This is a genomic window from Isoptericola sp. NPDC057559 (genome assembly GCF_042801555.1).
In the GTDB taxonomy this organism is placed as follows: Bacteria; Actinomycetota; Actinomycetes; order Actinomycetales; family Cellulomonadaceae; genus Isoptericola.
On record NZ_JBHVFQ010000009.1, the window covers coordinates 1 to 25,524 of the forward strand.

At 74.7% G+C, this 25,524-nt stretch carries 22 protein-coding genes, 3 tRNA genes and 1 pseudogene; 20 read left to right on the plus strand and 6 right to left on the minus strand.

Annotated features, from left to right (window positions below; genetic code table 11):
• From ACFU5J_RS10680 to ACFU5J_RS10690, 3 genes and pseudogenes are all read left to right on the plus strand, one after another.
• A pseudogene (locus ACFU5J_RS10680) lies at positions 1-95 on the plus strand (glucosamine-6-phosphate deaminase); the annotation flags it as partial.
• 74 nt (positions 96-169) lie between these two features.
• Positions 170-487 carry a DUF3039 domain-containing protein gene (locus tag ACFU5J_RS10685; protein ID WP_380244530.1) on the plus strand — a complete coding sequence of 106 codons (318 nt, stop codon included), beginning with the start codon at positions 170-172 and terminating at the stop codon, positions 485-487.
• Between the two features lie 89 nt (positions 488-576).
• Positions 577-2,358 carry a DEAD/DEAH box helicase gene (locus tag ACFU5J_RS10690; RefSeq protein ID WP_430575367.1) on the plus strand — a complete coding sequence of 594 codons (1,782 nt, stop codon included), beginning with the start codon at positions 577-579 and terminating at the stop codon, positions 2,356-2,358.
• Between the two features lie 30 nt (positions 2,359-2,388).
• Here ACFU5J_RS10690 and ACFU5J_RS10695 read toward each other — a convergent pair whose 3' ends face one another.
• On the minus strand, positions 2,389-3,861 hold the full coding sequence (locus ACFU5J_RS10695; protein WP_430574991.1) for a nicotinate phosphoribosyltransferase: 1,473 nt from the start codon (positions 3,859-3,861) through the stop codon (positions 2,389-2,391).
• Positions 3,862-4,001: 140 nt separating this feature from the next.
• Between ACFU5J_RS10695 and clpS the strand changes: the two genes are divergently transcribed.
• The 5 genes from clpS to ACFU5J_RS10720 all read left to right on the plus strand — a co-directional run bounded on the left by clpS (position 4,002) and on the right by ACFU5J_RS10720 (position 7,163).
• Positions 4,002-4,307: an ATP-dependent Clp protease adapter ClpS gene (gene clpS / locus ACFU5J_RS10700; protein WP_430575368.1), complete on the plus strand. Its 306-nt coding sequence runs from the start codon at positions 4,002-4,004 to the stop codon at positions 4,305-4,307.
• Complete coding sequence (locus ACFU5J_RS10705) at positions 4,304-5,032, plus strand: DUF2017 family protein (protein WP_430578707.1); 729 nt, start codon at positions 4,304-4,306, stop codon at positions 5,030-5,032. The genes clpS and ACFU5J_RS10705 overlap by 4 nt, the downstream gene beginning before the upstream one ends.
• Before the next feature lie 93 nt (positions 5,033-5,125).
• Positions 5,126-5,929, plus strand: a complete 804-nt coding sequence (gene murI, locus ACFU5J_RS10710; protein WP_430574993.1) for a glutamate racemase — start codon at positions 5,126-5,128, stop codon at positions 5,927-5,929.
• On the plus strand, positions 5,926-6,732 hold the full coding sequence (locus ACFU5J_RS10715) for an MBL fold metallo-hydrolase (RefSeq protein ID WP_430574994.1): 807 nt from the start codon (positions 5,926-5,928) through the stop codon (positions 6,730-6,732). Before murI ends, ACFU5J_RS10715 begins: the two co-directional genes overlap by 4 nt.
• A gap of 17 nt (positions 6,733-6,749) precedes the next feature.
• A complete protein-coding gene (locus ACFU5J_RS10720) occupies positions 6,750-7,163 on the plus strand; it encodes a DUF3054 domain-containing protein (RefSeq protein ID WP_430578708.1) in 414 nt (137 codons plus the stop codon).
• A 65-nt stretch (positions 7,164-7,228) separates the two neighbouring features.
• Here ACFU5J_RS10720 and rdgB read toward each other — a convergent pair whose 3' ends face one another.
• Together rdgB and rph are read right to left on the minus strand one after the other, a co-directional pair.
• Entirely contained in the window at positions 7,229-7,903 is a 675-nt protein-coding gene (gene rdgB, locus ACFU5J_RS10725; protein WP_430574996.1) for an RdgB/HAM1 family non-canonical purine NTP pyrophosphatase, read from the minus strand.
• 2 nt (positions 7,904-7,905) lie between these two features.
• A complete protein-coding gene (rph, locus tag ACFU5J_RS10730; RefSeq protein ID WP_430574997.1) occupies positions 7,906-8,661 on the minus strand; it encodes a ribonuclease PH in 756 nt (251 codons plus the stop codon).
• A 77-nt stretch (positions 8,662-8,738) separates the two neighbouring features.
• On the opposite strand from rph, the gene ACFU5J_RS10735 reads away from it, so the two are divergent.
• From ACFU5J_RS10735 to ACFU5J_RS10745, 3 genes are all read left to right on the plus strand, one after another.
• Positions 8,739-10,421, plus strand: a complete 1,683-nt coding sequence (locus ACFU5J_RS10735) for an ABC-F family ATP-binding cassette domain-containing protein (protein ID WP_430578709.1) — start codon at positions 8,739-8,741, stop codon at positions 10,419-10,421.
• 108 nt (positions 10,422-10,529) lie between these two features.
• A complete protein-coding gene (locus tag ACFU5J_RS10740) occupies positions 10,530-12,152 on the plus strand; it encodes a glycoside hydrolase family 20 protein (RefSeq protein ID WP_430578710.1) in 1,623 nt (540 codons plus the stop codon).
• Positions 12,153-12,556: 404 nt separating this feature from the next.
• Complete coding sequence (locus ACFU5J_RS10745) at positions 12,557-14,824, plus strand: DEAD/DEAH box helicase (protein ID WP_430578711.1); 2,268 nt, start codon at positions 12,557-12,559, stop codon at positions 14,822-14,824.
• 9 nt (positions 14,825-14,833) lie between these two features.
• Here ACFU5J_RS10745 and ACFU5J_RS10750 read toward each other — a convergent pair whose 3' ends face one another.
• The gene (locus ACFU5J_RS10750; protein WP_430578712.1) at positions 14,834-15,484 is read right to left on the minus strand and encodes a Pr6Pr family membrane protein; all 651 of its coding nucleotides are present in this window, start codon (positions 15,482-15,484) and stop codon (positions 14,834-14,836) included.
• Positions 15,481-16,053, minus strand: coding sequence for an NUDIX hydrolase family protein (locus ACFU5J_RS10755; protein ID WP_430575002.1), 573 nt, complete (start codon positions 16,051-16,053; stop codon positions 15,481-15,483). Before ACFU5J_RS10755 ends, ACFU5J_RS10750 begins: the two co-directional genes overlap by 4 nt.
• 123 nt (positions 16,054-16,176) lie before the next feature.
• Between ACFU5J_RS10755 and trxA the strand changes: the two genes are divergently transcribed.
• The 3 genes from trxA to ACFU5J_RS10770 all read left to right on the plus strand — a co-directional run bounded on the left by trxA (position 16,177) and on the right by ACFU5J_RS10770 (position 17,448).
• Positions 16,177-16,554 carry a thioredoxin gene (gene trxA, locus ACFU5J_RS10760; protein ID WP_430575003.1) on the plus strand — a complete coding sequence of 126 codons (378 nt, stop codon included), beginning with the start codon at positions 16,177-16,179 and terminating at the stop codon, positions 16,552-16,554.
• 103 nt (positions 16,555-16,657) lie between these two features.
• Complete coding sequence (locus ACFU5J_RS10765; protein ID WP_430578713.1) at positions 16,658-17,347, plus strand: HNH endonuclease; 690 nt, start codon at positions 16,658-16,660, stop codon at positions 17,345-17,347.
• Between the two features lie 18 nt (positions 17,348-17,365).
• Positions 17,366-17,448, plus strand: a tRNA-Leu gene (locus tag ACFU5J_RS10770).
• Between the two features lie 15 nt (positions 17,449-17,463).
• Here ACFU5J_RS10770 and ACFU5J_RS10775 read toward each other — a convergent pair.
• Positions 17,464-17,970, minus strand: coding sequence for a peroxiredoxin (locus ACFU5J_RS10775; protein WP_430578714.1), 507 nt, complete (start codon positions 17,968-17,970; stop codon positions 17,464-17,466).
• A 165-nt stretch (positions 17,971-18,135) separates the two neighbouring features.
• Between ACFU5J_RS10775 and ACFU5J_RS10780 the strand changes: the two genes are divergently transcribed.
• From ACFU5J_RS10780 to ACFU5J_RS10805, 6 genes are all read left to right on the plus strand, one after another.
• The gene (locus ACFU5J_RS10780) at positions 18,136-18,432 is read left to right on the plus strand and encodes a GroES family chaperonin (RefSeq protein ID WP_380326038.1); all 297 of its coding nucleotides are present in this window, start codon (positions 18,136-18,138) and stop codon (positions 18,430-18,432) included.
• A 47-nt stretch (positions 18,433-18,479) separates the two neighbouring features.
• Positions 18,480-19,697: an acyl-CoA dehydrogenase family protein gene (locus ACFU5J_RS10785; RefSeq protein WP_430578715.1), complete on the plus strand. Its 1,218-nt coding sequence runs from the start codon at positions 18,480-18,482 to the stop codon at positions 19,695-19,697.
• A gap of 103 nt (positions 19,698-19,800) precedes the next feature.
• Positions 19,801-19,876, plus strand: a tRNA-Lys gene (locus tag ACFU5J_RS10790).
• A 78-nt stretch (positions 19,877-19,954) separates the two neighbouring features.
• A tRNA-Lys gene (locus ACFU5J_RS10795) sits at positions 19,955-20,030 on the plus strand.
• Between the two features lie 209 nt (positions 20,031-20,239).
• The gene (locus tag ACFU5J_RS10800) at positions 20,240-24,256 is read left to right on the plus strand and encodes a metallophosphoesterase (RefSeq protein WP_430578716.1); all 4,017 of its coding nucleotides are present in this window, start codon (positions 20,240-20,242) and stop codon (positions 24,254-24,256) included.
• Positions 24,253-25,497 carry a HupE/UreJ family protein gene (locus ACFU5J_RS10805; RefSeq protein ID WP_430578717.1) on the plus strand — a complete coding sequence of 415 codons (1,245 nt, stop codon included), beginning with the start codon at positions 24,253-24,255 and terminating at the stop codon, positions 25,495-25,497. The genes ACFU5J_RS10800 and ACFU5J_RS10805 overlap by 4 nt, the downstream gene beginning before the upstream one ends.
• Positions 25,498-25,524 lie beyond the last annotated feature (27 nt).

Sequence of the window (25,524 nt, forward strand, 5' to 3'; positions counted from 1 at the left end):
CGGTGCTGGTCGACGACGCGGCGGCCTCGCGGCTGCAGCTGGGCGACTACTACCGCCAGACCTTCGCCTCCAAGCCGGACTGGCAGGGCCTGTGATCCGTACCCGGATCCGGGGCACGGGGGCGGTGGAGGACCGGGAGCGTCGGGGGGTGCGTCGTAGACTTCCCGGCATGAGCGATCCCCTCTCCACCCCGCCCGCCGACCCCTCGCAGGACACCGGGGCCGGCACCAGCGTGCTGGAGCGCCCGGACACCCGCGAGCAGGCGGCGGAGCCGGGCGACCACGAGCGCTTCGCGCACTACGTGCGCAAGGAGAAGATCATGGAGTCGGCCCTGTCGGGCAAGCCCGTGATCGCGCTCTGCGGCAAGGTGTGGGTGCCGGGCCGCGACCCGTCGAAGTTCCCGGTGTGCCCGGTCTGCAAGGAGATCTACGACGGTCTCCGCGACCCTCAGGACGGCGAGGGCGGCGAGGGCGACTCCGGCAAGTGAGCGCGCAGCCGCTGAACGAGCCCGAGTCCACCCCCGACCCCGACGGCTTCGACCTCTTCGCCGCCGCGGCGGAGCCGGCCGCGAAGCCGCTGCCGCAGTCGCCGTCGTCGGTCGCGGCCTCCCACCTCAGCCCGGCGTTCCCGCGCCGCGCCCCGTGGGGCACCGCGTCCAACCTCCGTGCCTGGCAGGCGGAGGCGCTGGAGCTGTACCGGCAGCGCGACCCGCGCGACTTCCTCGCGGTCGCGACGCCGGGCGCCGGCAAGACGACGTTCGCGCTGCGCATCGCCACCGAGATGCTCGAGGCGGGCCTGGTCCGTCGCGTGACGGTCGTCGCGCCCACCGAGCACCTCAAGCACCAGTGGGCGGACGCCGCCGCACGCGTGGGCATCCGGATCGACCCGTCGTTCAAGAACAGCCAGGGCCGGCACGGCTCGCACTATGACGGCGTCGCCCTCACGTACGCGCAGGTGGCGGCCAAGCCCGCGCTGCACCGCGCGCGCACGGAGGCCGCCCGCACCCTCGTCATCCTCGACGAGGTGCACCACGGCGGCGACGCCCTGAGCTGGGGCGACGCGGTGCGCGAGGCGTTCGAGGACGCCACGCGGCGCCTCGCGCTGACGGGCACGCCGTTCCGCTCGGACACCGCGCCGATCCCGTTCGTCACGTACGAGGAGGACCGCGACGGCGTCCGCCGCTCCAAGGCGGACTACACGTACGGCTACGGCGACGCGCTGCGCGACCACGTCGTGCGGCCGGTGCTGTTCATGACGTACTCGGGCAACATGCGCTGGCGCACCAAGGCGGGCGACGAGATCAGCGCCCGCCTCGGCGAGGCGATGACCAAGGACATGCACGCCCAGGCGTGGCGCACCGCGCTGGACCCGAACGGCGAGTGGATCCCGTCCGTCCTCGCGGGGGCGGACAAGCGGCTCACCGAGATGCGCCGCGTGGTGCCCGACGCGGGCGGCCTGGTCATCGCGACGGACCAGACCGACGCGCGCGCGTACGCCGGGCACCTCGCGCGCCTGACGGGGCAGAGCCCCACGGTGGTGCTGTCGGACGACGACGGCGCGAGCGCCCGGATCGACGAGTTCGCCCAGGGCGACTCGCGCTGGATGGTCGCCGTGCGCATGGTGTCCGAGGGCGTGGACGTGCCGCGGCTCGCCGTCGGCGTCTACGCCACGAGCACCTCCACGCCGCTGTTCTTCGCGCAGGCCGTCGGCCGCTTCGTGCGCGCCCGCAAGCGCGGCGAGACGGCGTCGGTGTTCCTGCCGAGCGTGCCGTTGCTGCTCGAGCTGGCCAACGGCATGGAGATCGAGCGGGACCACGCGCTGGACCGACCGAAGACGGCCGAGGAGCAGGGGATCGAGTACGACCCCGAGGCCGAGCTCCTCGCGGCCGCGAACCGGGAGGAGAAGGCGTCGGGGGAGCTCCTGGGCTCGTTCGAGGCGCTCGAGGCGCAGGCCTCCTTCGACCGCGTCCTGTTCGACGGCGGCGAGTTCGGCACGGGCGCGGACGTGGGCTCCGCGGAGGAGCTCGACTTCCTCGGGCTGCCCGGCCTGCTCGAGGCCGACCAGGTGACCACGCTGCTGCGCCAGCGGCAGGCGCAGCAGGTGCGCGGCCGCGGCGGGGCGACGGCCTCGGAGGCCGCGCTGGAGCAGTCGGAGGCCGAGCACCGGCGCGCCGCCGACCTGCGCAAGGAGCTGTCCAAGCTGGTGTCCGCGTGGGCGCGCAAGTCCAGCACCCCGCACGGCTCGGTGCACAACGAGCTGCGGCGCCGCTGCGGCGGCCCCGAGGTGCCGCTGGCCACGGCCGAGCAGCTCACGGCACGGGTCGAGATGGTGCGCGGCTGGTTCGTCGGCAAGAAGTAGCCGCGCCGCCCGCCCTGGGACGGCGCGAGGCTAGGACAGCGCGAGGCCCACGGTCGGGATGGCCGGGTCGCCGGCGGAGAGCCGGCGGCCCCCGCGCGGCAGCTCCGCACGGGCCTGCAGGTGGTGCTTGGCGGCGTTCTGCACGCCGTAGGCGCCGACCCAGCGGGAGTCGACGGCACCGTCCACGACCAGCGGCACCAGGAGGTTGCGCAGGTCGGCGCGCTCGCCGTCGTCGCCGGCCGCCGCGTGGTCCTCGGGCGACCACGCGACCACGAGGTCGTCGGGCCCGGTGACGAGCACCTCCTCGACGGCGCGGCCGTCGGGGCCGTACCGCCGGGCGGCGCCCTTGCGGCCGCCCTGGCTCGTCTTGAGGGTGGACGCCTTGGCCACCGGCTGCAGCACGCCCGACGCGTCGGCGCGGGCCACCAGCTTGTAGACCATGCCGCAGGTGGGCGCGCCCGACCCGGTGACGAGCGACGTGCCCACGCCGTACACGTCGACGGGCACGGCGGCGAGCCCCGCGATGGCGTGCTCGTCCAGGTCGGACGTCACGACGATCTTCGTGCCCGTGGCGCCCAGCTCGTCGAGCTGGCGCCGCACCTCGACCGCGAGCACGCCGAGGTCGCCGGAGTCGAGGCGCACGGCGCCCAGGGACGGGCCGGCGGCGGCGATGGCGTTCTCGACGCCGCGCCGCACGTCGTAGGTGTCGACCAGCAGGGTGGTGCCGCGGCCGAGCGACGCGACCTGGGAGTCGAAGGCCGACCGCTCGTCGTCGTGCAGCAGGGTGAACGCGTGCGCGGCGGTGCCGATCGTGTCGAGCCCGTACCGCATGCCCGCCTCGAGGTTCGACGTGCCGGTGAACCCGCCCACGACGGCGGAGCGCGCGGCCGCGACCGCGGCCTGCTCGTGCGCCCGGCGCGACCCCATCTCCAGCACCGGGCGGTCGACGGCGGCACTGGTCATGCGGGACGCGGCGGACGCGATGGCCGAGTCGTAGTTGAGGATCGACAGGACGAGCGTCTCCAGCAGCACGGCCTCCGCGAAGGTGCCCTCGACCTGCAGCACGGGCGAGCCGGGGAAGAAGATCTCGCCCTCGGCGTACCCCTGGACGGTGCCGGTGAACCGGTAGCCGCGCAGGAAGTCGAGGGTGCGGTCGTCCACGACGCCCGCCCGTTCGAGGTACGCGAGCTCCGCGTCGCCGAAGCGGAAGTGGGCGAGCGCCTCGAGGATGCGGCCGGTGCCCGCGAGCACGCCGTAGCGGCGGCCGGCCGGCAGACGCCGCGTGAACACCTCGAAGACGCAGTGCCGGTGCGCGGTGCCGTCGGCGAGCGCCGCCTGCAGCATCGTCAGCTCGTAGCGGTCCGTGAGGAGCGCGACCGACGAGCGGACGGACGGGAGGGGCGCGGCCGGGACCGAGTCCGGGACGGCAGGGACGGCGGGGGCGGCAGGCGACAGCGCGGCGCCGGGCGGCGGGGCGACGCCGCCCCGGGGCTCGTCGGTCATGGGGACACGGTAGGGCGCGGGACGTCATCCGGCTTGCCGGCGACCGTCTGACGGACGGTCGACGACCGCCCTGCGGCTGTGCTTAGGGTGAGACGGTGAACGGGCAGACGACGACGCGCGCGACGGCGGTCGCGACCGAGGTGCAGCGCGAGACCCGGGTCGAGGCGACGCCGGCCGTCGCGGACCCCTGGGTCACCATCGTGTGGAACGACCCGGTGAACCTCATGTCCTACGTGAGCTACGTCTTCGAGAGCTACTTCGGCTACCCGCCCGCGCGGGCGCAGAAGCTGATGCTGCAGGTGCACCAGGACGGCCGGGCCGTGGTGTCATCAGGGCCGCGCGAGCGCATGGAGGTGGACGTGCAGGCGATGCACGGGTTCGGTCTGTGGGCCACGCTGCGGCAGTCGGGCTCGCCGGACGGCGGGGCCGAGGGAGGCGCGGCGTGACGCCGTTCCGGTCCGCGCCGGCGGGCTACGTCGCGCGCTGGGACGACGTCGAACGGGAGGTGCTCGCGCGGGTCGCGCGCGACGTCGCGGAGCTCCTGGGCGCCGAGGCGGGCCTCGAGCCGGGCATCGAGGTCGGCGACGGCATCGCGTTCACGGGCGTGGCGCGCGTGCCGCAGGACCCGGCGGTGCTGCGGCTGCTGCCCGACGCCCACGAGGAGGACGCGGACGTCGCCGCCGAGTTCCGGCACCTCACCCAGACCGACCTCGCGGCGGGGAAGGTCGCACGCCTCGTGGCCTTCGCCGACGCCGTCGACGCCTCCGACGAGCTCTCGGACGACCCGCGGGTGGGGGCCGAGATCGTCGTGCCGCGCGAGTCCGCGCAGGACTTCGCCGGCGCGCTGACCGACCTTCGCCTCGTCCTCGCCGAGCGCCTCGGCCTGGTCGACGACGCCGACGTCGAGACGCTGCACGACGAGGTCTTCGCCGGCGTCGAGGACGAGGACGACGAGGGCTGGGCCGACGCGGACGACGAGCAGCGTGACGGGGGCGACGGGGGCGACGGGGGCGAGGACGACGGGTCCGAGGTCGCCGGCTGGGAGCGGGTCGGCCTGTCCGGCGCGGAGCGGCGGTACTGGGGCGGCGTCTTCGTCGCCGCCGGGTTCGCCCAGGAGTCGCTGGTGGAGGAGATGCTCGCGGACCTGCGGGCGGGGCGCCCGAGCGTGTGACCGCAGGTCGGGGCGCTGCTGTGGCGGGCGCCACGCCGTGTCGCCGCTCACTCCCCGCCGTCCTGACCGCCCGTCACGACTAGGCTGCCAGGCGTGAACGACGCCCCCATCGGGATCTTCGACAGCGGCGTCGGCGGGCTCACCGTCGCACGCTCCATCCTCGACCAGCTGCCCCATGAGCAGGTGCTCTACCTGGGCGACACGGCCAACAGCCCCTACGGGCCGAAGCCGCTCGCGGCCGTGCGCGCGATGGCGCTCGCCGTGATGGACCGGCTGGTCGACGAGGGCGTCAAGATGCTGGTCATCGCCTGCAACTCCGCCACCGCCGTCGCGCTGCCCGACGCGCGGGAGCGCTACACCGTGCGCCGGGGCATCCCCGTCGTCGAGGTGATCCGTCCCGCCGCCCGGCGCGCCGTCCTCGCGTCGAAGACCGGGCGCATCGGCGTCATCGGCACGAAGGCGACCGTGGACTCGCGCGCCTACGAGGACGCGTTCCACGTGGCCCCCGGGCTGGAGATCACCACCCAGGCGTGCCCCGACTTCGTGCCGCTGGTGGAGCGGGGGCAGACGTCCGGCCCCGAGGTGCTCGAGGTCGCCCACCGCTACCTCGACCCGGTCCGCGCCGCGGGCGTCGACACCCTCGTGCTCGGCTGCACGCACTACCCGCTGCTGGCCGGCGCCGTGTCGTACGTGATGGGCGAGGACGTCACCCTCGTGTCCAGCGCCGAGGAGACCGCCAAGGACGTGTACCGCAACCTGGTGCAGCACGACCTCGAGCGCTCGCCGGACGCCCCGCCGCCCGTGCACCGCTTCCTGTCCACCGGCGACCCCGAGCCGTTCGAGCAGCTCGCGCGCCGCTTCCTGGGGCCCGAGGTGGCCCTCGTGGAGGCCGCATGAGGCTCGTCACCCTCGGAGTCTCCGGATCGTTCCCTGGCCCCGGGTCGCCGGCGTCCACGTACCTCGTCCAGGCGCACGACGGCGAGCGGGAGTGGAACGTGGTGCTCGACCTCGGCAACGGGGGCCTGGGAGCGCTGCAGCGGCACGTGGACCCGCTCGACCTGGACGCCGTCGCGCTGTCCCACCTGCACCCCGACCACTGCGCGGACCTGTCCGGCCTGTACGTGTACCTGCGGTACCACCCGGAGCGGGGCGGCGCCCGCACGGGCGTCGGGCGCCGGCTGCCCGTCCTCGGACCGGCCGGCACCGCCGAGCGGGCGGCCGCGATGTACGGGCTCGGGCCGGGGGACTCGATGGACGGCGAGTACGACGTCCGCCCCTGGCAGCCGGGCACCGCCGTGCGCGTGGGCCCCTTCGAGCTGGAGCCGTTCGCCGTCTACCACCCGGTCGAGGCGTACGGGATCCGGGTGACCGGCCCGTCGAGCGTCCGCCCCGGCGAGCGGGTCACGCTGGCCTACTCGGGCGACACCGACGCCTGCGACGGCCTGGTCGAGGGGGCCCGCGGTGCCGACCTGTTCCTCGTCGAGGCCGCGTTCCAGGAGGGGCGCGACGACGGCGTCGAGCGCGGCATCCACCTCACCGGCCGTCGGGCCGGGGAGGCCGCTGCGGCCGCCGGCGTGCGCCGCCTGCTGCTCACGCACCTGCCGGTGTGGAACTCGCCCGAGGTCGCGGTCGCCGAGGCGCGCACCGCCTACGACGGCCCCGTGGAGGCCGCGGTGGCCGGCGGGGTGCACGAGCTGTGACGGGTAGCCTCGGCCCCGTGAGCGCCCCCAGCACCCCCGCCCCGACCGGCCCCGCCGTGCCCGCGACCCGCGCCGTGTGGCCGGCCGTCGTCTGCGACCTCGTGTGCGTCGTCGTGTTCACCGTGGTGGGCACCATGAGCCACGCGACCTCCGGCGACCTCGGTCACGTCGCCCTGGTGGGACTGCCGTTCCTCGTGGGCCTCGCCGTCGGCTGGCTCGCGGCTCGCGCGTGGCGCGCGCCGGCGCGGGTGTGGCCCACCGGCGTCGCCGTCTGGTTCGCGACCGTCGTGCTGGGGCTGGCCCTGCGGCCCGCCCTCGGCGTCGGCGGCGTCGAGGTGTCCTTCGCGGTCGTCACCGCGCTGTTCCTCGGCGCGACCCTGCTGGGCTGGCGCGCGATCGCATCGTTCGCCGCCCGCCGTCGCGCGTCCTGACGCCGCGGGGGCGCTCGTGGCCCGGTTCCAAGGCGGAACCGGGCCACGACCGCACCCGCCAACCGTCAGAGGGCGGCGGCGACCGCCGGGGCGAGGGCGCGGAAGGCCTTGCCGCGGTGGCTGATCGCGTTCTTCTCCGCCGGCTCGAGCTCGGACGACGTGCGCGTGCCGGGCGTGCCGTCGGCGGCCGGGGCCTGCTCGACGGGCACGTGGATCGGGTCGTAGCCGAAGCCGTTGCTCCCGCGCGGGGCGCGCACCAGCGTGCCGGGCATCTCGCCGAGGCACACCTCCTCGCGCCCGTCCGGGGTGACCAGCGCCGCCGCGCAGACGAACGCCGCCGCGCGGTGCTCGTCGTGCACGTCGCCCAGCTGGGCGAGGAGGAGCCGGAGGTTCGCCTCGTCGTCGCCGTGCCTGCCCGACCAGCGGGCGGAGAAGATGCCGGGCGCGCCGCCCATGACGTCGACGCTGAGGCCGGAGTCGTCCGCGACGGCGGGCAGGCCGGTCGCCGCGGCCAGCGCACGGGCCTTGATGAGCGCGTTCTCGACGAACGACACGCCGTCCTCGACCGGCTCGGGGGCGCCGACGTCGGCCGCCGACACCACGGCCTCGTCGGGCAGGGCGTCCAGGCCGGGCTGGTCGCGCAGGATGGCGCGCAGCTCCACGAGCTTGCCGCGGTTGTGCGTGGCCAGCACGAGGCGGGCGCCGGCGGGGACCGTCACGCCGGTGGTCGCGTCGGTCATCCTCACAGCTCCTGGGCCAGCGCGGCGCGCTGGATCTCGGTGAGGTCGGCCGTGCCGGCGACGGCGAGGTCGAGCAGGGCGTCGAGCTCGGCACGGTCGAACGGCGCGTGCTCGGCGGTGCCCTGCACCTCGACGAAGGTGCCGGCGCCCGTCGTCACGACGTTCATGTCCGTCTCGGCCCGCACGTCCTCGACGTAGGGCAGGTCGAGCATCGGGGTGCCGTCGATGATGCCGACGCTGACCGCCGCGACCGAGTCCGTGAGGACCTTCCTGCCGCCGGTGACGTGGCCGTGGCGGGTGCCCCACGCGACGGCGTCGGCCAGCGCCACGTACGCGCCGGTGATCGCCGCGGTGCGGGTGCCGCCGTCGGCCTGCAGCACGTCGCAGTCGAGCACGATCGTGTTCTCGCCGAGGGCGGTCACGTCGACGACGGCGCGCAGCGCGCGGCCGATGAGGCGGGAGATCTCGTGCGTGCGGCCGCCGATCTTGCCCTTGACCGACTCCCGCTGGCTGCGGTCGTTCGTGGCGCGGGGGAGCATCGCGTACTCGGCGGTGACCCAGCCCTCGCCGGACCCCTTCTTCCAGCGCGGCACGCCCTCGGTGAACGACGCGGTGCACAGCACGCGGGTCTTGCCGAACTCGACCAGCACGGAGCCCTCGGCGTTCTCGGTCCAGCCGCGGGTGATGGTCACCGGGCGGAGCTGGTCGGGCGTGCGGCCGTCGGCGCGCAGGGCGGCCTCGGAAGCGGGGGAAGTCATGCCGCCACCCTATGCGAGCGCCCGCCCGGCCCGTCCGGCGCCGTGGGCGGGTGCGGGGCGGCACGTAGGGTTGTCCGGTGCAGCTCACCGCCACGGACCTCGCGTTCGCCTACCCCGGCCGCCCGGTGCTCGACGGCGTGAGCCTGCGCGTGTCCGACGGCACCCGGCTCGGCGTGGTGGGGGAGAACGGCTCCGGCAAGTCGACGCTCCTGCACCTGCTCGCGGGGGACCTGCACCCGGCGCGCGGCGCGGTGCGCCGGCGCGGCACCGTCGCGCTGGTGGAGCAGGAGCTGGCCGCGGGGTCGGGGGAGACGGTCGGCGACCTGGTGCGCAGCACGCTCGCCGGGCTGCGCGCGCTCGCCGCGGAGATCGAGAAGGAGGCCGCGTCCTTCGACCACGAGACCGGGGACCTGCGCCGCCTGTCCGGGCTGCTCGCCCGTGCGGAGCACCTCGCCGCGTGGGACGCGGACCGGCGGGTCGACGTGGCGCTCACCCGCCTGGGCGCCGTGCGCGACCTCGACCGGCGCCTGGACACGCTGTCCGTCGGGCAGCGGTACCGGGTGCGTCTGGCGTGCCGGCTCGCGGAGCGCGCCGACCTGCTGCTGCTCGACGAGCCCACCAACCACCTCGACGACTCCGCGATCGAGTTCCTCACCGGAGAGCTGGTCGCGTGGCAGGGCGGCGTCGTCGTCGTGACGCACGACCGCGAGCTGCTGGACGACGTCGCCACCGCCATCCTCGACCTCGACCCGTCGATGGACGGCAAGCCGGTGCTCTACGGGCAGCCTGGCTACCTCGCCTACCGGTTCGCCAAGAACCAGGCGCTGCACCGGTGGCGGCAGCGCTACCGCGCCGAGCAGGAGCGCGCCCGGGTGCTGGCCGAGCGCCTCGACGCGTCCTACGAGGGGCTCTCCGACGAGTGGCGACCGGCCAAGGGGTCGCAGAAGCACCGCCGCGCCACCCGTGCCCGCATCCACGTCAAGGCCGCGGACCGCCTCGTGCAGCAGCTCGAGGCGGAGGCCGTCGAGGTGCCGGTGCCGCCGGCACGCCTCGCCTTCCCGGACCTGCCGTCCATGTCGCCCGGGTGGGACCCGGGCGACCCCCTCGTCGAGGTCCGCTCGCCCCGGGTGCTGGCCGACGACGGCGGCGTGCGGCTCGACCTGCCCGGCACGCGCGTGGTGGTGCCGCCGTCGGGCCGGCTGCTCGTCGTCGGTCCGAACGGCGCGGGCAAGTCGACCCTGCTGGCCGCGCTGGCCGGCCGGGTGGCGCTCGCGCGCGGCAGCCGGACCGTGACCCCCGGCGCACGCCTGGGCGTCGTGGCGCAGGAGACGGCGCTCGCGGGCCTGACGGCGGCCCCGGTCACGGCGCCGACGTCGTCGGCGGACGGCGAGGACGCGGGGCCGCCGTCGGGCTTCGACGCGTACGCGGCGGAGGCGCTGGAGCTGCTGAGCCGTGGCGAGCTCGACCCGGAGCACGTGGTGCCGGTGGCCGCCCTCGGGCTGCTCGGCGAGGAGGACCTGGAGCGCCCGCTCGCCGAGCTGTCGGCGGGGCAGCGGCGGCGGTTCGAGCTCGCGCGGGCCCTCCTGCACGCCCCTCATCTGCTGCTGCTCGACGAGCCCACGAACCATCTCTCGGTGGACCTCGTGGACGAGCTGACCCGGGCGCTGATCGCCACGCCCGCCGCCGTCGTCGTCGCGACCCACGACCGGCGCATGCGCGCCGACCTGGCGGACTGGCCGGTGCTCGACCTCGGCGCCTGATCGGCCGGGCCGACGCGCTGGCGGGCAAACGGGCACGCACAGGTCTAGACCACTGTGGGAATCTCTGACAGGGTGCGACGTGCATCAGTGTCGATCGAGAGGGTCAACATGTCAGCGCTGCCTGTTTCCCGTCCGTCGCGCCGCACCGTGCTCGCCGCCGGGGTCACGGTCCCCCTGCTCGCCGGGCTCGGCGTGCCGACGGCCTCCGCGAGCCCCGGGGCACGGGTCGTCCCCACGGCCCCGCCCCTGCTGCCGGCGCCCCAGCGATATAGCCCCGGGGGGCCGGGCCTGCCGATCGTCGCCGCCCGACGCATCGCGCTCGTCGGCGACGAGGCCGACATGCTGCGGTCCGAGGCCGCCCTGCTCGCGCGCGACCTCCGGCTCGCGGGACTGCTCGACCATCACCTGGAGGTCCTGACGACGGCCCGGCCGCGCCGGACCGACATCGTGCTCGAGGTCGCGGACCTCCCCGAGGTCCCGCATCCCGAGGGTTACGTGCTGAGCACTGGCCACGGGATCCGGATCTCGGCGCCGTCGCGCGCCGGGGTGTTCAGCGGAACGCGCACCCTGCTCCAACTGCTTCGCTCGGGAGGTCGCCCGGGCGGCGTCGTCGTCGACTGGCCGGAACTGGACGAGCGCGCCCTCATGCTCGACATCGGCCGCAAGTACTTCAGCCCGGACTGGATCAAGGCACTCATCAGCGAGATGGCCTACCTGAAGATGAACACGCTCCAGCTGCACATCTCGGAGGGGCTCGGGTTCGGCGTCGAGTCCGAGACCCACCCGGAGATCGCATCCCCGCAGCACCTCACCAAGGCCGAGGTCCGGGACATCCTCGACTTCGCGCGGGCGCACCACGTGCGCGTCCACCCGGACGTGGACAGCCCCGGCCACATGGACCACATCCTGGCGTTCCACCCGGAGCACCAGCTGGTGCTCCGCGACGGCACCCGGCACCCGGGGTACCTGGACATCAGCCGGCCGGGCGCGCGGGCGCTCGTGCGCGAGATCGTCGAGGAGATGTGCGAGCTCTTCGACGGCACGGTGTTCCACCTCGGCGGCGACGAGTACTTCCCCGCGCCGTGGCAGGGCACCGGGCCGGACGTGATTTCGGACGAGTCGGCCCCGCAGCTCGTCGACTATGCCCGGCAGGTCACGGGCAACCCGGCGGCGACGGCGCTCGACGCCTATGAGGCCTACCTCAACGAGCTCGCCGGGCTGGTCCGCGCGCACGGGTTCACGCCCCGCGTGTGGAACGACGACATCCGCCCGGGCGAAGGGGTGTCGCGGATCGACCCGCGCACGCAGGCGGACGTGTGGATCCGGTGGAACACGAGCAAGCCCACCGCGGCCGACTACGCGGCCGCGGGCCACGACCTGATCAACTCCAACGGTGACTACCTGTACTTCATCCTGACGTCGGAAGGGCTGGGCCAAGGGCCGTACAAGAACCCCCGGGGGATCTACGAGCGGTGGACTCCCCGGACCTTCATGGGCGCGGCTGGCAGCGCCGGTGACTTCGAGCTGCCGGCGGGGACGCCCGTGGTCGGCGCCCATCTCTCCGTGTGGTGCGACTCGCCCGACGCCATGACGCAGGAGGAGGTCGCGGAGCAGCTGCAGGAATGGCTCCAGGTCTTCGCCCAGCAGGTCTGGGGCTCGCCCCGGCCGGTGGAGTCCTTGGCCGAGCTGAGGTCGGTCGTGCTCTCGGCCGTCGGGACCGCCCCTGCCTGACCCCGGGCCCTGGCCCCGTACAGTCGCGTCCGCACCACGAACCTGTCCTCCGGGACGCACGCGCCCATCGTCGGTTCGCGGGCTGGGTCGCCGCGGCTCCGTGGGACATCCCCTCCTGAAGGACGTCGAGTACTGGGGCATGCTGCGCGACGACCCGAGCGCGATGGAGACCCTGTTCGCGGTCTTCGCCAACGTGCTCGAGCTCGATGACCAGGGCAAGCCGGTGAGCGAGAAGGACGCCGAGCGGCGGGCCGCGGGCGTGGCTCCACCGGTACTGCACCGGCCGGTTGCCCGAGGGCGAGGCGGATCGCGAGGCCTGGGAGGTTGCGCTCCACCGAGCGCGGCGCGTGCGGCACATCCCGGCCGGTCCCGCCCTCGCGGGCACGGTGCCCTACCCTCGGCCCGTGGCCACCGACCCGCTCGCCCCCGCCACCCCGGTCGCGCCGGGGCGGGAGGCGCGCGCCCTCGTCGACCGGCACGCGCGCATGGCCGGCGCGGCGCAGTCCGTGCTCGACCACCTCGACGGTGCGGTCGTCGCCGTCGCCGCGTGGGTGCACGACGACGAGCGCCGGCGGGTGCGCGAGGAGCTCGCCCGCATCGACAGCGCCCGCCTGGGCGAGATGACGGAGCGCAACCTGCGCCTGGCCGCCGTCCATGCGGCGGGGTACCTGACCGCCGCGGACCTGCTCGACGTCGAGGCGCGCGACCTCGCGGCCCTGCCCGGCGTGGGCGACACGACGGCGCGCGGCGTGGTGGCCGCCGTCGCGCAGCTCGCCGGCGCGGCCGCCGGCCTGCAGCCGCTGCGCATCGGGATCGACCGGGCCGGGCTGCCCACGCCCGACGGCGCCGAGCGGCTCCTGGCGCTCCTGCACCGGGTGATGCGGCTGCGGCCGCTCGTCGAGCCGCATCGCACCGCGCTCACCGACTACGCCTCGACCGTCGCGGCCGCGCTGCCGGCGGCACGCCGCGCCCGCCACGCCGCCCGGCTCTGGCTGGCCCTGCCCGGCACGCGCCGCGCGGCGGCCGCCGCCCTCGCCTCGCTGCAGGCGTGGGACGCCTCGCCCGTCCTCGCCGACCTGCCCGCGACGCTCGACGCGCTCGGCGCTGCCGTCCGGGAGCCCGACCCCGGCGTGCTCGACCTCGCCGCCGACTTCGAGCGGCGCTCCGCCGAGTACTACACGACCCTGGTCGGCATCGTGCCGCAGGCGCAGGACGCCCTCGCCGCGCGCGGCCTCCTGCCGCAGGCCCTCGTCGACCGGGTCGGCGCGCACCCGCTCGACCTCGGCGCGATGCGGGTGTCGTTGCGCGGGTACCAGGAGTTCGGCGCGCGGTTCGCGCTCAACCAGGGCAGGGCGCTCCTCGGCGACGAGATGGGGCTCGGCAAGACCGTTCAGGCGCTCGCGGTGATGGCGCACCTGGCGGCGTGCGGTGAGCGACGGTTCCTCGTGGTCTGCCCGGCGAGCCTGCTCGCGAACTGGGCGCGGGAGGTGGAGCACCGGACCACGCTCACGGCGCACCGCCTGCACGGGGAGGGGCGCGACGCCGCGATCGCGGCGTGGGCCGCCGAGGGCGGCGTGGGTCTCACCAGCTTCGAGGGGCTCCCGGCGGTGCCGACCGACGTGGGCGAGGTGGGCCTCGTCGTCGTCGACGAGGCGCACTACGTGAAGAACCCCCGCACCCGGCGGGCGCGGGCCGTGGGCCGCTGGGCGCGCCTCGTGTGGCGGGTGCTGTTCCTCACCGGGACGCCGATGGACAACAGGCTCGACGACTTCCTCGAGCTCGTGCGGGTGCTGCAGCCGGACCTGGTCGCGCAGCTCCCGGCGCACCTGGGGCTGCTCGGCCCGGACGCGTTCCGGCGCACCGTGGCGCCGGCCTACCTGCGTCGTAACCAGGAGGACGTGCTGGTCGAGCTCCCGGGGATCATCGCCGCCGACAGCTGGGTGGACCTGACCCGCGGCGACGACCGCGCCTATCGCGACGCCGTCGCCGCGGGCAACCTCATGGCGATGCGGCAGGCCGCGTGGTCGGCCGGCGCGCACGGCGACCCCGCCGCCTGCGCCAAGCTCTCGCGGCTGCTCGAGATCGTCGATGAGGCACGCGACGAGGGCCGCAGCGTCGTCGTCTTCTCCTACTTCCGGGCCGTGCTGGACACTGTGGCCGCGACCCTGGGCGCCCGCGGCGCGCGCGTGCACGGCCCGCTGACGGGCGACGTGCCGGTCGCCGACCGGCAGGGGGTGGTCGACGCGTTCGGCGCCGACGACGGCGGCGCCGTGCTGGTGGCCCAGATCTCCGTGGGCGGGACCGGGCTCAACCTGCAGGCGGCGAGCGTCGTGGTGCTGTGCGAGCCGCAGCTCACGCCCGCCGCCGAGGAGCAGGCGGTCGCGCGGCTGCACCGGATGGGCCAGGTGCGGTCGGTCCACGCCCACCGGCTGCTCGCGGAGGACGGCGTGGACGAGCGGGTCGTGCAGCTGCTGGCGGGCAAGCAGCAGGTGTTCGACGACTACGTCCGCACGTCGAGCGTGGCGGCCGCCGCGGTGGCCGCGGTGGACGTCACCGAGGGCTCGCTCGCGCGCGACGTCGTGGCCTGGGAGCAGGCGCGCCTCGGGTACGGGCCGTGGTGGGTGGGCCTGGGGGACGGGGAGGGCGTGGCGGGGCGGGCCGCCGGCGGCTGACGCCCAGGATCAGCCGGCCACGCGTGCGTCCGGCGCCGCGGGCAGCCGCCGGTCCGCCCAGCCCGCCAGGAGCGCGAGCAGCAGGAACATCGCCGCCACGAGGCCGGCGTTCACCAGCGCCCGGCCCAGGCCCAGCTCCCCGACGTCGAGGAACGGGTACGGGTACCAGCCGACGGCCGCGCCCCGCACGAACGTGTAACCGATCCACGCGAGCGGCCCCACCACCGACCAGGCGACGGTCCGGGCGTCCACCCGCGGCCGCGGCCCGGCGAGCAGCCACACGACGACCGCGAGCACGGGCGAGGCCATGTGCAGCAGCACGTTCGACAGCTGCCCGGCCTGCGTGAGGCCGGGCACGGTGCCCGCGAGCACCGTGTTGTAGACGACGCCCGTGACGACGATGCACAGCAGGGCGTCGAGGTGCACGACGCGCAGCAGGCGGCCGTCGCGGGCGGGGTCGAGGGCGAGCAGCACCGACACGACGCCGACGCCCACGTTGGACAGGATCGTGAAGTACGAGAACAGGCGGACCAGCCGCTCGGCCGTGGTGCCCGCCGCGCCCGGCCCGTCGACGAGGGCGATGACCAGCTCCATGAGGACGCCCCCGAGTGCCGGCAGGGCGACCAGCAGGTGCCCGGCCGACGCGGCCCGACGGCTCACGAGACGCGGCCCACCCAGGCCATCGCCTGCTTCACGATCGTGCCCTGCCCGTGGATCATCTCCGCCTGCACCGTGTCGCTGCAGGCCTCCTCGGGGGTGACCCACGCGAGGTCGAGCGCGTCCTGCTGCGGGCGGCAGTCGCCCGTCACCGGCACGACGTACGCCAGCGACACCGCGTGCTGGCGCGGGTCGTGGTAGGCGGTGATGCCCGGGGTGGGGAAGTACTCCGCCACCGTGAACGGCTGCGGCGACGCCGGGACCTGCGGCAGCGCCACCGGCCCCAGGTCCTTCTCGATGTGCCGCAGCAGCGCGTCGCGCACCCGCTCGTGGTAGAGCACGCGTCCGGAGACCAGCGCGCGCGTCATCGTGCCGAGCGGGGTGACGCGCAGCAGCAGCCCGACGGCGACCACGTCGCCCGAGTCGTCGACGCGCACCGGCACGGCGTCGACGTAGACGAGGGGCAGCTGCGCGCGCACGGCCGCGAGGTCCTCCGGCGTGAGCCAGCCGGCGGGCTGCGGCTCGTCGGGGTAGAACTCGTCGTCACCAGGGAACTCGGCCGTGTCCGTCACAGGTCGTTTCTACCAGCCCGCACCCCGCCCCACCCCGCCGCAGCGCGCGGGGACGGGTGCCCCGGGAATACTGAGGAGCGTCCCGGCGCTGTGCGCAGGAGACCCCCTGATGGAAGGACACCCATGGCCACCGTCGAGCTGACCGACGACACGTTCGAGAAGACCGTCACCGACAACGACATCGTGCTCGTCGACTTCTGGGCCGAGTGGTGCGGCCCGTGCAAGCAGTTCGGGCCGGTCTTCGAGGCGTCGTCCGAGGAGAACGCGGACGTCGTGCACGCGAAGATCGACACCGAGGCGCACCAGCGCATCGCCGCCGCCGCGGGCGTGAGCGCCATCCCGACGCTCATGGCGTTCCGCGAGGGCGTGCTCGTCTTCAACCAGGCCGGCGCGCTGCCCGCCCCCGCTCTCAAGCAGGTCGTCGAGGCCGTCAAGGGCCTCGACATGGACGAGGTGCGCTCGCAGATCGCCGCCGCGAACGACGGCGCCCCGCAGGCCTGATCGCCGCGACGCCGGCACCACGCACGACGGCCGCCCCGGGGCTTCCCGGGGCGGCCGTCGTGCGTGGTGCTCCATGTCGGGGGATCGAACTAGTGTTCGATGCATGGGTCGGCGCAGAACGTACACCGAGGAACTGCTCGCGGACGCAGCGGCGAACGCCACCTCCTACGCGGATGTCCTTCGGTATCTCGGCGTCCCGCTGCGCAGCGGCTCGTACAGTCACATCGCCAAGAGGATCAAAGAGTTTTGTATCGACACGAGCCACTTCACGCGCCAACGGCGTAAGTACACGGCTGAGGTGCTTTCGGCTGCGTCTGCGCAGTCCGACTCGGTCGCCGGCGTCCTTCGTCGCCTGGGGTTGACGCAGACCGGCGGCACTCATGCCCACATCAGCCGGATGCTGAAGAGACTGGAGATCGACACAAGCCATTTCCGCCGCGACCAGGGATCGCGGCGAGTCGGTAGCAGGTTGTCGGCGGCGGACGTCTTGGTCCGTGACCTGTCGGCGACGAGGAGGCGCCCGCCGCACCAGCTGCGCAGGGCGCTGCTCGAGGTCGGCCGGGCGTACGTCTGCGAGGGATGTGGGTGCGACGGTCAGTGGCGGGGCGCGCCGCTCACGCTGCACGTCGACCACATCAGCGGGGAGTTCCGGGACAATCGGGCGGAGAACCTACGCTTCCTGTGCCCCAACTGTCATGCGCAGACGCCGAACTTCGCAGGTCGGTCGCGAGGGCGGCACGGCCCGACGCGTGGTGTGGTCGGCCGCGCAGGCCCTGACGAGAATGCGGCCTAGCTACACTGGCGCCCGCTGGCCGGAGTGATGGAATTGGCAGACATGCGGCGTTTAGATCGCCGTGCCCTCAGGGCGTGCGGGTTCGACCCCCGTCTCCGGCACTCTCGCGAAGACCCTCAGTCGAGGCCGAGGGTCTTGCGCACCCGGGCGACGTGCCCGGTCGCCTTGACGTTGTACTGGGCCACGGCGACGGTGCCGTCGGGGTCGACGACGACGGTGGAGCGGATGACGCCCACGTACGTCTTGCCGTAGTTCTTCTTCTCGCCCCAGGCGCCCCACGCCTCGAGCGCGGTGTGCTCGGTGTCGGCGAGGAGGGGGAACGTCAGGGCGTCGCGCTCGGCGAACTTCGTGAGCTTGTCCACGCCGTCGGGGGAGACGCCGACGACCGCGTAGCCGGCGCCCTGCAGGGAGGCGAGCGAGTCGCGGAAGTCGCAGGCCTCGGTGGTGCAGCCCGGCGTCATGGCGGCCGGGTAGAAGTACACGACGACGCCCTTGCGGCCCGGCTCGGCGAGCGCGTCGGCCAGCGAGAAGGTGCCGGTGGTGTGGCCGGTGCCCGTCGCGTCGGGGAGGACGGCGGGCAGCTCGAGGGCGGGGGCGGCGTCGCCGACGGCGAGACGGGTCACGGGGGCTCCTTCGGGATGCGTGCTTGAGGCTGCGTGCGGTCGCCCGGCGACGGGTCGCGGGCGCGGGCTCGGCGTCGAGCCTAGACTCCCCGGTCGTCTAGCGTGGGGCCCGTGACCGACGCCACGCCCCGCACCACGCCCGACGGCAAGCCGCTGCCCATCCGCATGCTGCACGACCGGCTGCTGGTGCAGCCGGAGGTCGACTCGTCCGAGCGGCAGTCGACGGCGGGGCTCGTGATCCCCGCGACGGCGTCCGGGCCCAAGCGGCTCGCGTGGGCCCAGGTGGTGGCGAAGGGCGAGCACGTGCGCCAGGTGGCCGTGGGCGACCGCGTCCTCTACGACCCGGAGGACCGCGCCGAGGTGGACCTCGGCGGCACCGACTACGTGCTGCTGCGCGAGCGCGACGTGCACGGCGTCACCGAGACCGACGACGACTCGGGCGCGACCGGCCTCTACCTCTGACGGTCGCCGCCCCTGGCGTCCGTGCCCGCCGTCGCTACGGTGGGCCCATGACCGGCGACGACGCCCGACCCGCGGACCCTCTCGACCTGCTCGCGCTCGACGACGAGCTGAGCCCCGCGGAGCGCGCGACGCGCGACCGCGTGCGGGCGCTGGTGGACGAGCACGTCCGCCCGCACGTCGCGGGGTGGTTCGCGGACGGCGTCTTCCCGCGCGACCTGGTGCCCCGGCTCGCGGAGGCGGGCCTGCTCGGCATGCACCTGGAGGGCTACGGCTGCGCCGGCCGGTCGGCGGTCGAGTACGGGCTCGCGATGGCCGAGCTCGAGGCGGGCGACTCGGGGATCCGCACGTTCGTGTCGGTGCAGGGCTCGCTGGCGATGTCGGCGATCGCGAAGCACGGGTCGCCGGCACAGCGCGAGCGGTGGCTGCCGGGGATGGCGGCGGGGGAGACGATCGGCTGCTTCGCGCTCACCGAGCCCGCCGCCGGGTCCGACCCGGCGGCGATGCGGACCGCCGCGACCCGCGAGGGCGACGCGTGGGTGCTCTCCGGCCGCAAGCGCTGGATCGGGCTCGCGTCGATCGCGGACGTCGCCGTGGTGTGGGCGCGTGCGTCGGACCCGGCCGAGGGCGAGCACGGCGCGGAGGCGCGGCCGCGCGTCCGCGGGTTCCTGGTGCCGACCTCGACGCCCGGTTTCGTCGCGACCCCGATCGAGCCGAAGCTCTCCCTGCGGGCGTCCGTCCAGTGCGACGTCGTGCTCGACGACGTGCGCCTGCCGGCCGACGCGATCCTGCCGCTGCACCCGGGCCTGGCCGGGCCGTTCGCGTGCCTCGACGAGGCGCGGTACGGCATCGCGTGGGGCGCGACCGGGGCGGCCCGCGACTGCCTGGACTCTGCGCTGCGGCACGCGGGGGAGCGGGTCCAGTTCGGCCGGCCCCTGGCGGCCTTCCAGCTCACCCAGGCGAAGCTGGTGGACATGGCGCTCGAGGTCTCGCGGGGGCAGCTCCTCGCTCTGCGCCTGGGGCGGCTCAAGGACGCCGGGCGGCTGGAGCCGCACATGATCTCGGCGGGCAAGCTCGCCAACGTGCGGGGCGCGATCGAGGTGGCCCGGACCGCCCGCACGATCCTGGGCGGCGACGGGATCACCCTCGAGCACCCGCCGATGCGGCACGCCGCGAACCTCGAGTCGGTGCGCACGTACGAGGGCACCGACGAGGTGCACACGCTGATCCTCGGCCGGCACCTGACGGGCGTGCAGGCGTTCCGCTGAGCCGGCGCGCGCGCGACGGGCGGCTGTCGCCGAGGTCACAGACCTGACCGGGCACGACGGTTTCTCGACACGTGCTGACGGCTGGTAATGTTTCACACCGCCGGCGCCATTAGCTCAATTGGCAGAGCAGCTGACTCTTAATCAGCGGGTTCGGGGTTCGAGTCCCTGATGGCGCACCAGCAACGAGGTCCTCGCTCCGCGAGGGCCTCGTCGTGCGAGGACCGCCCGGGCGCGAGCCGTGGGCGTCCTCTGGCCACGCGCCATTAGCTCAATTGGCAGAGCAGCTGACTCTTAATCAGCGGGTTCGGGGTTCGAGTCCCTGATGGCGCACCACCCAGCCCCGTCCGGCATCGCCGGGCGGGGCTTCGTCGTCCCGTCCGCCTGTCGAGACCACGTCCAGACGTCGTCCAGAGTTCTCCCGGTCGCCCGCGGCACGCACCGGAAAGTTCACCCGGCCTGGGAAACCTGGTGCCCCGGGTGAGCCCGGGCTGCCTGGCGGGAGCGCCCTTCCCCTCATCGACGACAGGAAGGACGGCACGCTGATGCGGCCGAACCCCTCAGGACGCCTGCGCGCGTCCACCGTCGCCGCGTGCGTCGTGGCGGCGTCGCTGGCGATACCGAGCGCCGGCCTCGCGCCGGCGACGGCGACGCCCACGAGCCCGCCCGGGACCCCGGCCGCGAGCCGGACGGCGGACGCGACGGGCGACACCACCGACGGCCGGTTCCCCGGGTTCCCCGGCTGGCCCGACGCCCCCACGACGTCGGACGGCGCCGCGAAGCACGGCACGCCGGGCAAGCCGGGGAAGCCGGGCAAGCCCGGGACGGCGCCCACGCTGACGCCGAAGGACGGCGCCCACCTCTCGGGCACCACCCGGGTCGCGGCGGCCCCGACGACGGCGGGCGACCCGGTCGGGCGGATCACGGTGGACGGGGCGGACCTGCCCGGCGCCGCCGCGACGGCCGGCACGTCCGCGCTGACGTTCGACGTCGGCAGCAACTCCGCCGACGTCGCGTTCGGCAACTACCTCGTGGTCAACGGGCACCGCGTGGCGCAGGAGCGCACGTGGGTGTCGGAGCGCGTCGAGGTGCCGGTGCCCGACGAGTGGCTGGTGCAGGGCGCCAACACGGTCGAGATCCACGCCGGCGGGATCGACTCCTCGTGCGGCGTGAACTTCGACGACTTCGTGGTGTCGGAGGTGCAGCTCGAGCTGCTCGGTGAGACCGCCGTCGACACCGGCGACGCGTTCACCTACTCGATGGGCGACGGCTCCTGCGGCAGCAACACCTCCTACGTCAAGGAGGCGACGGTGACGTTCGAGGTCGCGGGCGTGCCGGGGGCCACCACGGGCCTCGCCGCGGACGTCGACACGACGGCCCTCGCGAACGGCGCGCACGAGATCGTCGCGACCACGCGGTCCGGCGCGAGCGCGACGCACACCGTACGGGTCAACAACTCCCCGGTCGGCGCGCCCGCGCTCTCGCCGGAGGACGGCACGCTGACGCGCGGCGTGCAGACGGTGACCGCCTCCGCGGCCGCGGACGGCGAGGGCGGCACGGCGTCGCTCACGGTGGACGGCGAGCCCGCCGCGGGTCCGCCGACCCTCGGCGACGGCGTCTCGGTGTTCTCGTTCGACGTCGGCACCAACTCGATCGAGACCCGCTACCAGAACCACCTGGTCGTCAACGGCACGCAGCTCGACCTGCGCGGCCCCGGTGGCCGTGACCTCGTCTCCGAGCGGGTCCAGGTGGGCGTCCCGAACCGCCTGCTGCACCCCGGGAGGAACACGATCGTGCTGGTCGCGGGCGACGTCTCCTCCTCGTGCGGCGCGAACCTCGACGACTTCACGGCGTCGGACCTCGCGCTGAGCGTCGCCGACGGCACGGTCACGCCCCCGGCCGACCTCCAGGCCACCTACGCCATGGGCGACGGCAGCTGCGGCTCCAGCACCTCCGCGCTGCCGAAGGTCGAGCTCGACTGGACGATCGACGCGGCCGGCGAGACGGCGTTCTCGGCGCTGGGCCACGGCGAGGCCACCGTGTCGTTCGCCGTCGGGTCCAACTCGCTCGACGGGTCCGCGAGCAACCTGCTGCGGATCAACGGCGTCGAGCGTCGCATCGACCAGACGATCGTGGGCGGCCGCGGGGAGATCACGTTCCCCAACGAGTGGCTGCTGCCCGGCTGGAACGAGGTCGACGTCGTCACCGGCGCGTTCGGGAACGACTGCAACCTGGACGACTTCACCATCTCCGACGTCGTCCTGACGCCGGCGTCGGGCACGGCGCAGCAGCAGAACGCCGCGGCGTCGTACGCGCTCGGCGACGGCACCTGCGGGTCCAACCTCAACTCCTTCCGCCAGGTTGACCTCCACTTCCTCGTGGACGCCCCGGCGCGCGGCCTGCGCGCCGACGTCGACACCGCGGACCTCGAGGACGGCGAGCACGAGCTCGCGGCGACGTCGACCACCGGCGAGCGGGCGACCCGCGTCCTCGAGACGGACAACACGGCGCCGAAGGTCGCGTCCTCGACGCCGGCCGCCGGTGCGAAGCTCACGAGCACCGTCCCGCTGGCGGTGGAGCTCACCGACCCCCGCGGCGTGGTCGGCGACCCGCAGGTGACGCTCGACGGCGAGGCCGTCGCGCTCGGCGCGCCCGTCGGGCCCGGCCTGCCCGCGGGCGAGCACACGCTGCGGGTGGCGACCTCCGACTCGCTCGGCAACAGCGCCACGCGCGAGATCACGTTCACGAGCGCCGGCGTCCCCGACGTCCCGTCCGACCTCGCCCCCGCCACCGGGACGACGGGCGCCGGGACCTCGGTGCAGCTCTCGGCGCGCGTGGCAGGCCCGGACGGCGGCAAGGTCACCGCGTCGTTCGCGCAGGCCGACGTGCTGCTGCCGGGCGAGGTGCGGCAGGGCACGGCGGACGCCGTGCCGACCGAGCTGAACCCGCGCGGGGCCACGAAGGCCTCCGCGAAGGGCCTGGCCGCCGGCGACGGGAAGACGCTCGCGTCCCCGCAGGCCGACCATGTTGCCTACCAGCGCTTCGACGTGCGGGTGAAGACCGCCGAGGAGCACCCCGTGGTGCGCTGGAGCGGCACCGCCGACCCGGCCCGCGAGGTCTCCCTGCTGGTGTGGGACGTGAAGGCGAAGGCCTGGGACACGATCGCGGCGTCCCGTGGCCAGGCCGAGGGGGACACCGTCCTGGTCGCGCCGGCCGGCCCCGAGCACCGCGACCGCGGCGTCGTGCACGTCATGGTCGCGGCCACGGACCCGTTCGCGGACGACCTCGACGCGGGCCCGGAGGGCTTCGCCGACCCGGCCGACTACGACTTCTCCATCGCGCACATGACCGACACCCAGTACCTGTCCGAGGGCGCGGTCGAGCCGGAGACCGCCGAGGAGCGGGCCGTCTGGGAGTCCGCGTACGCGGGCGTCACCGACTGGATCGCCGAGAACGCCGACGAGCGCAAGATCGCGTTCGTGTCGCACACCGGCGACCTCATCGAGAACAACATCCGCGAGCCGAAGGACGACGCCACGCGCGACGAGGTGACCGGCGAGTTCGAGGTCTCCTCCCGGCTGCAGGCGACAATCGACGGCATCCCCAACTCGGCCGTCGCGGGCAACCACGACAACTGGTCGGGGGCGGCCGGTGGCGCCGACACGTACAACCGGTACTTCGGTCCCGACCGCTACCAGGCCGCGGCCGAGTCGTGGGAGAACGCCGAGTACGGGTCGTGGCGCGAGGGCGACAACTCCAACCACTACGTCCTGTTCTCCGCCGGCGGCCTGGACTTCGTCGCCGTCGGCATGGGCTACGGCGTCACCCGCGAGGAGGCCGAGTGGGCCGACGGGATCTTCGAGCGGTACGCCGACCGCAACGGCATCCTCATGACCCACGCGTACCTCGAGGCCAGCACGCAGAAGGACGGCCGGGACGCGGGCTTCGCCGCGCCGGACGGCTCCCCGCTGTACAAGTACGTGGTCCAGCCGAACGACAACGTCTTCCTCGTGCTCGCCGGCCACGTGCACGGCGTCACGACCAACGTGAAGCCGCAGGTCGGGCAGATCGCGGACGGCGTCGTGGAGCTCCTCGCGGACTACCAGGCCTTCACCGTGCCCGCCCAGCGGGTCGGCCTCGCCGGCATCGGCGGCCACGACCCGGCCGAGCGGCTGCGCTTCGGGGCGTCGTACTTCCGGCTGCTGCAGTTCGACGTCGACCGGGCCGAGATGAACGTGGACACCTACTCGCCGTTCCTCGACGACTTCGGCGCCGACGAGTGGGACCCCGACGCCCGCTACGACTCCACCGCGGACAACATGGTGCTGCCGGTGGACCTCACCACCCGCACCACGTCGTTCGTCACGGACTCGCTGGCCGTGTACGCGCCGACGCGGGTGATCGGGCGCGAGACGGTGGCCTCCGGCGAGGTCGCGGCGGTGCGCTGGGACCGCCTCAAGAAGGACACCCAGTACGCCTGGATCGTCACGGCCACCACGCGCGGGGGCGGCGTCACCGCCGCCGAGCCGGCGATCCTCACCACCGGGGGCGGCAAGCGGTGACCCTCCGCACCCGGGCCAGGACGGCGTCGCGTCGCGGCGCCGTCCTGGCGGCCCTCGCCGTCCTCGGCCTCACCGGCCTCGCCGCCGTGGCGGCGGCCCCGACCGCCGCCGCGCACGACGCCACCACCGACGCGTACGCGCGGGTCACCGCCGGCGACGGCGCCGACGTGCACGTCGAGCTCGACCTCGAGTACGACCTGCTCATGAAGTCCGCCTGGCTCACGGCCGAGGCGTACGACGCGCGCGGCGCGGCCGCGCAGGACGCGCAGCTCGCGCAGCACGCCGACGAGGTCGCGGCCTACGTCACCGAGCGGTTCCAGGTGGCCGCCGGAGCCGACCGTTGCACCCCGGCGCTCGCGGGCGACCCGACGGTCGGCGACCGCGGCGGGACGCCGTACGCCACGGTCGTGCTCGACTACGCCTGCCCGGTCGGATCCGACGGGAGCGCGGAGACGCACACGCTGTTCAGCGCGCTGTTCCCCGACTCCGAGACCTTCGTGCACACCACCGAGACGATGGTCGCCCTCGACCTCGACGACGAGCAGGGGTCCGCCGTGCTCACGCCGTCGGAGCCGACCGTCACGACGGGGGAGCACCGGACGGCGCACCGGCTCGGCGCGTTCTTCGTGCTCGGGGCGGAGCACCTGCTGCTCGGCCCCGACCACCTGCTGTTCCTCCTGGCGCTCATCGTCGGGTCGCGGCGCCTGCGCGACGTCGTCCTGGTGGCGACCTCGTTCACCGTGGCGCACTCGGTGACGTTCCTGCTCGCGGCGACGGGCGCCGTGCGCGCGCCCGGCGCGCTGGTGGAGCCCGTCATCGCGATCTCCATCGCCGCGGTCGCCGCCGGGCACCTGTGGGCCCTGCGGCCCGGCGCACCCCCTCGGCTCGACACCCTGGGCGACGCGGCGCGCGAGCCGCGCGCACGGTGGCACGACCTGACGCGGGCGGACGTCACGCGTCTCGCCGTCGTCTTCGCCTTCGGCCTGGTGCACGGGCTCGGCTTCGCCGGCGCGCTGGGGCTCGACGAGCCGTGGTCGTGGGGGCTGCTCGGGTCGCTGCTCGTGTTCAACGTGGGCATCGAGGCGGTGCAGCTCGGGCTGATCGCCGTGGCGTTCCCGCTGCTCGTGCTGCTGCGGCGCCGCGCGCCCCGTACCGCGCGGTGGGTGACGGCGGCCGCGGCCGCCGCCGTCGCGGCCGTCGGGCTGTTCTGGTTCGTGGAGCGCGTGCTCGGGTCGGGCTGACGGCGCGCGCCGGGCCGCGAACGGGCG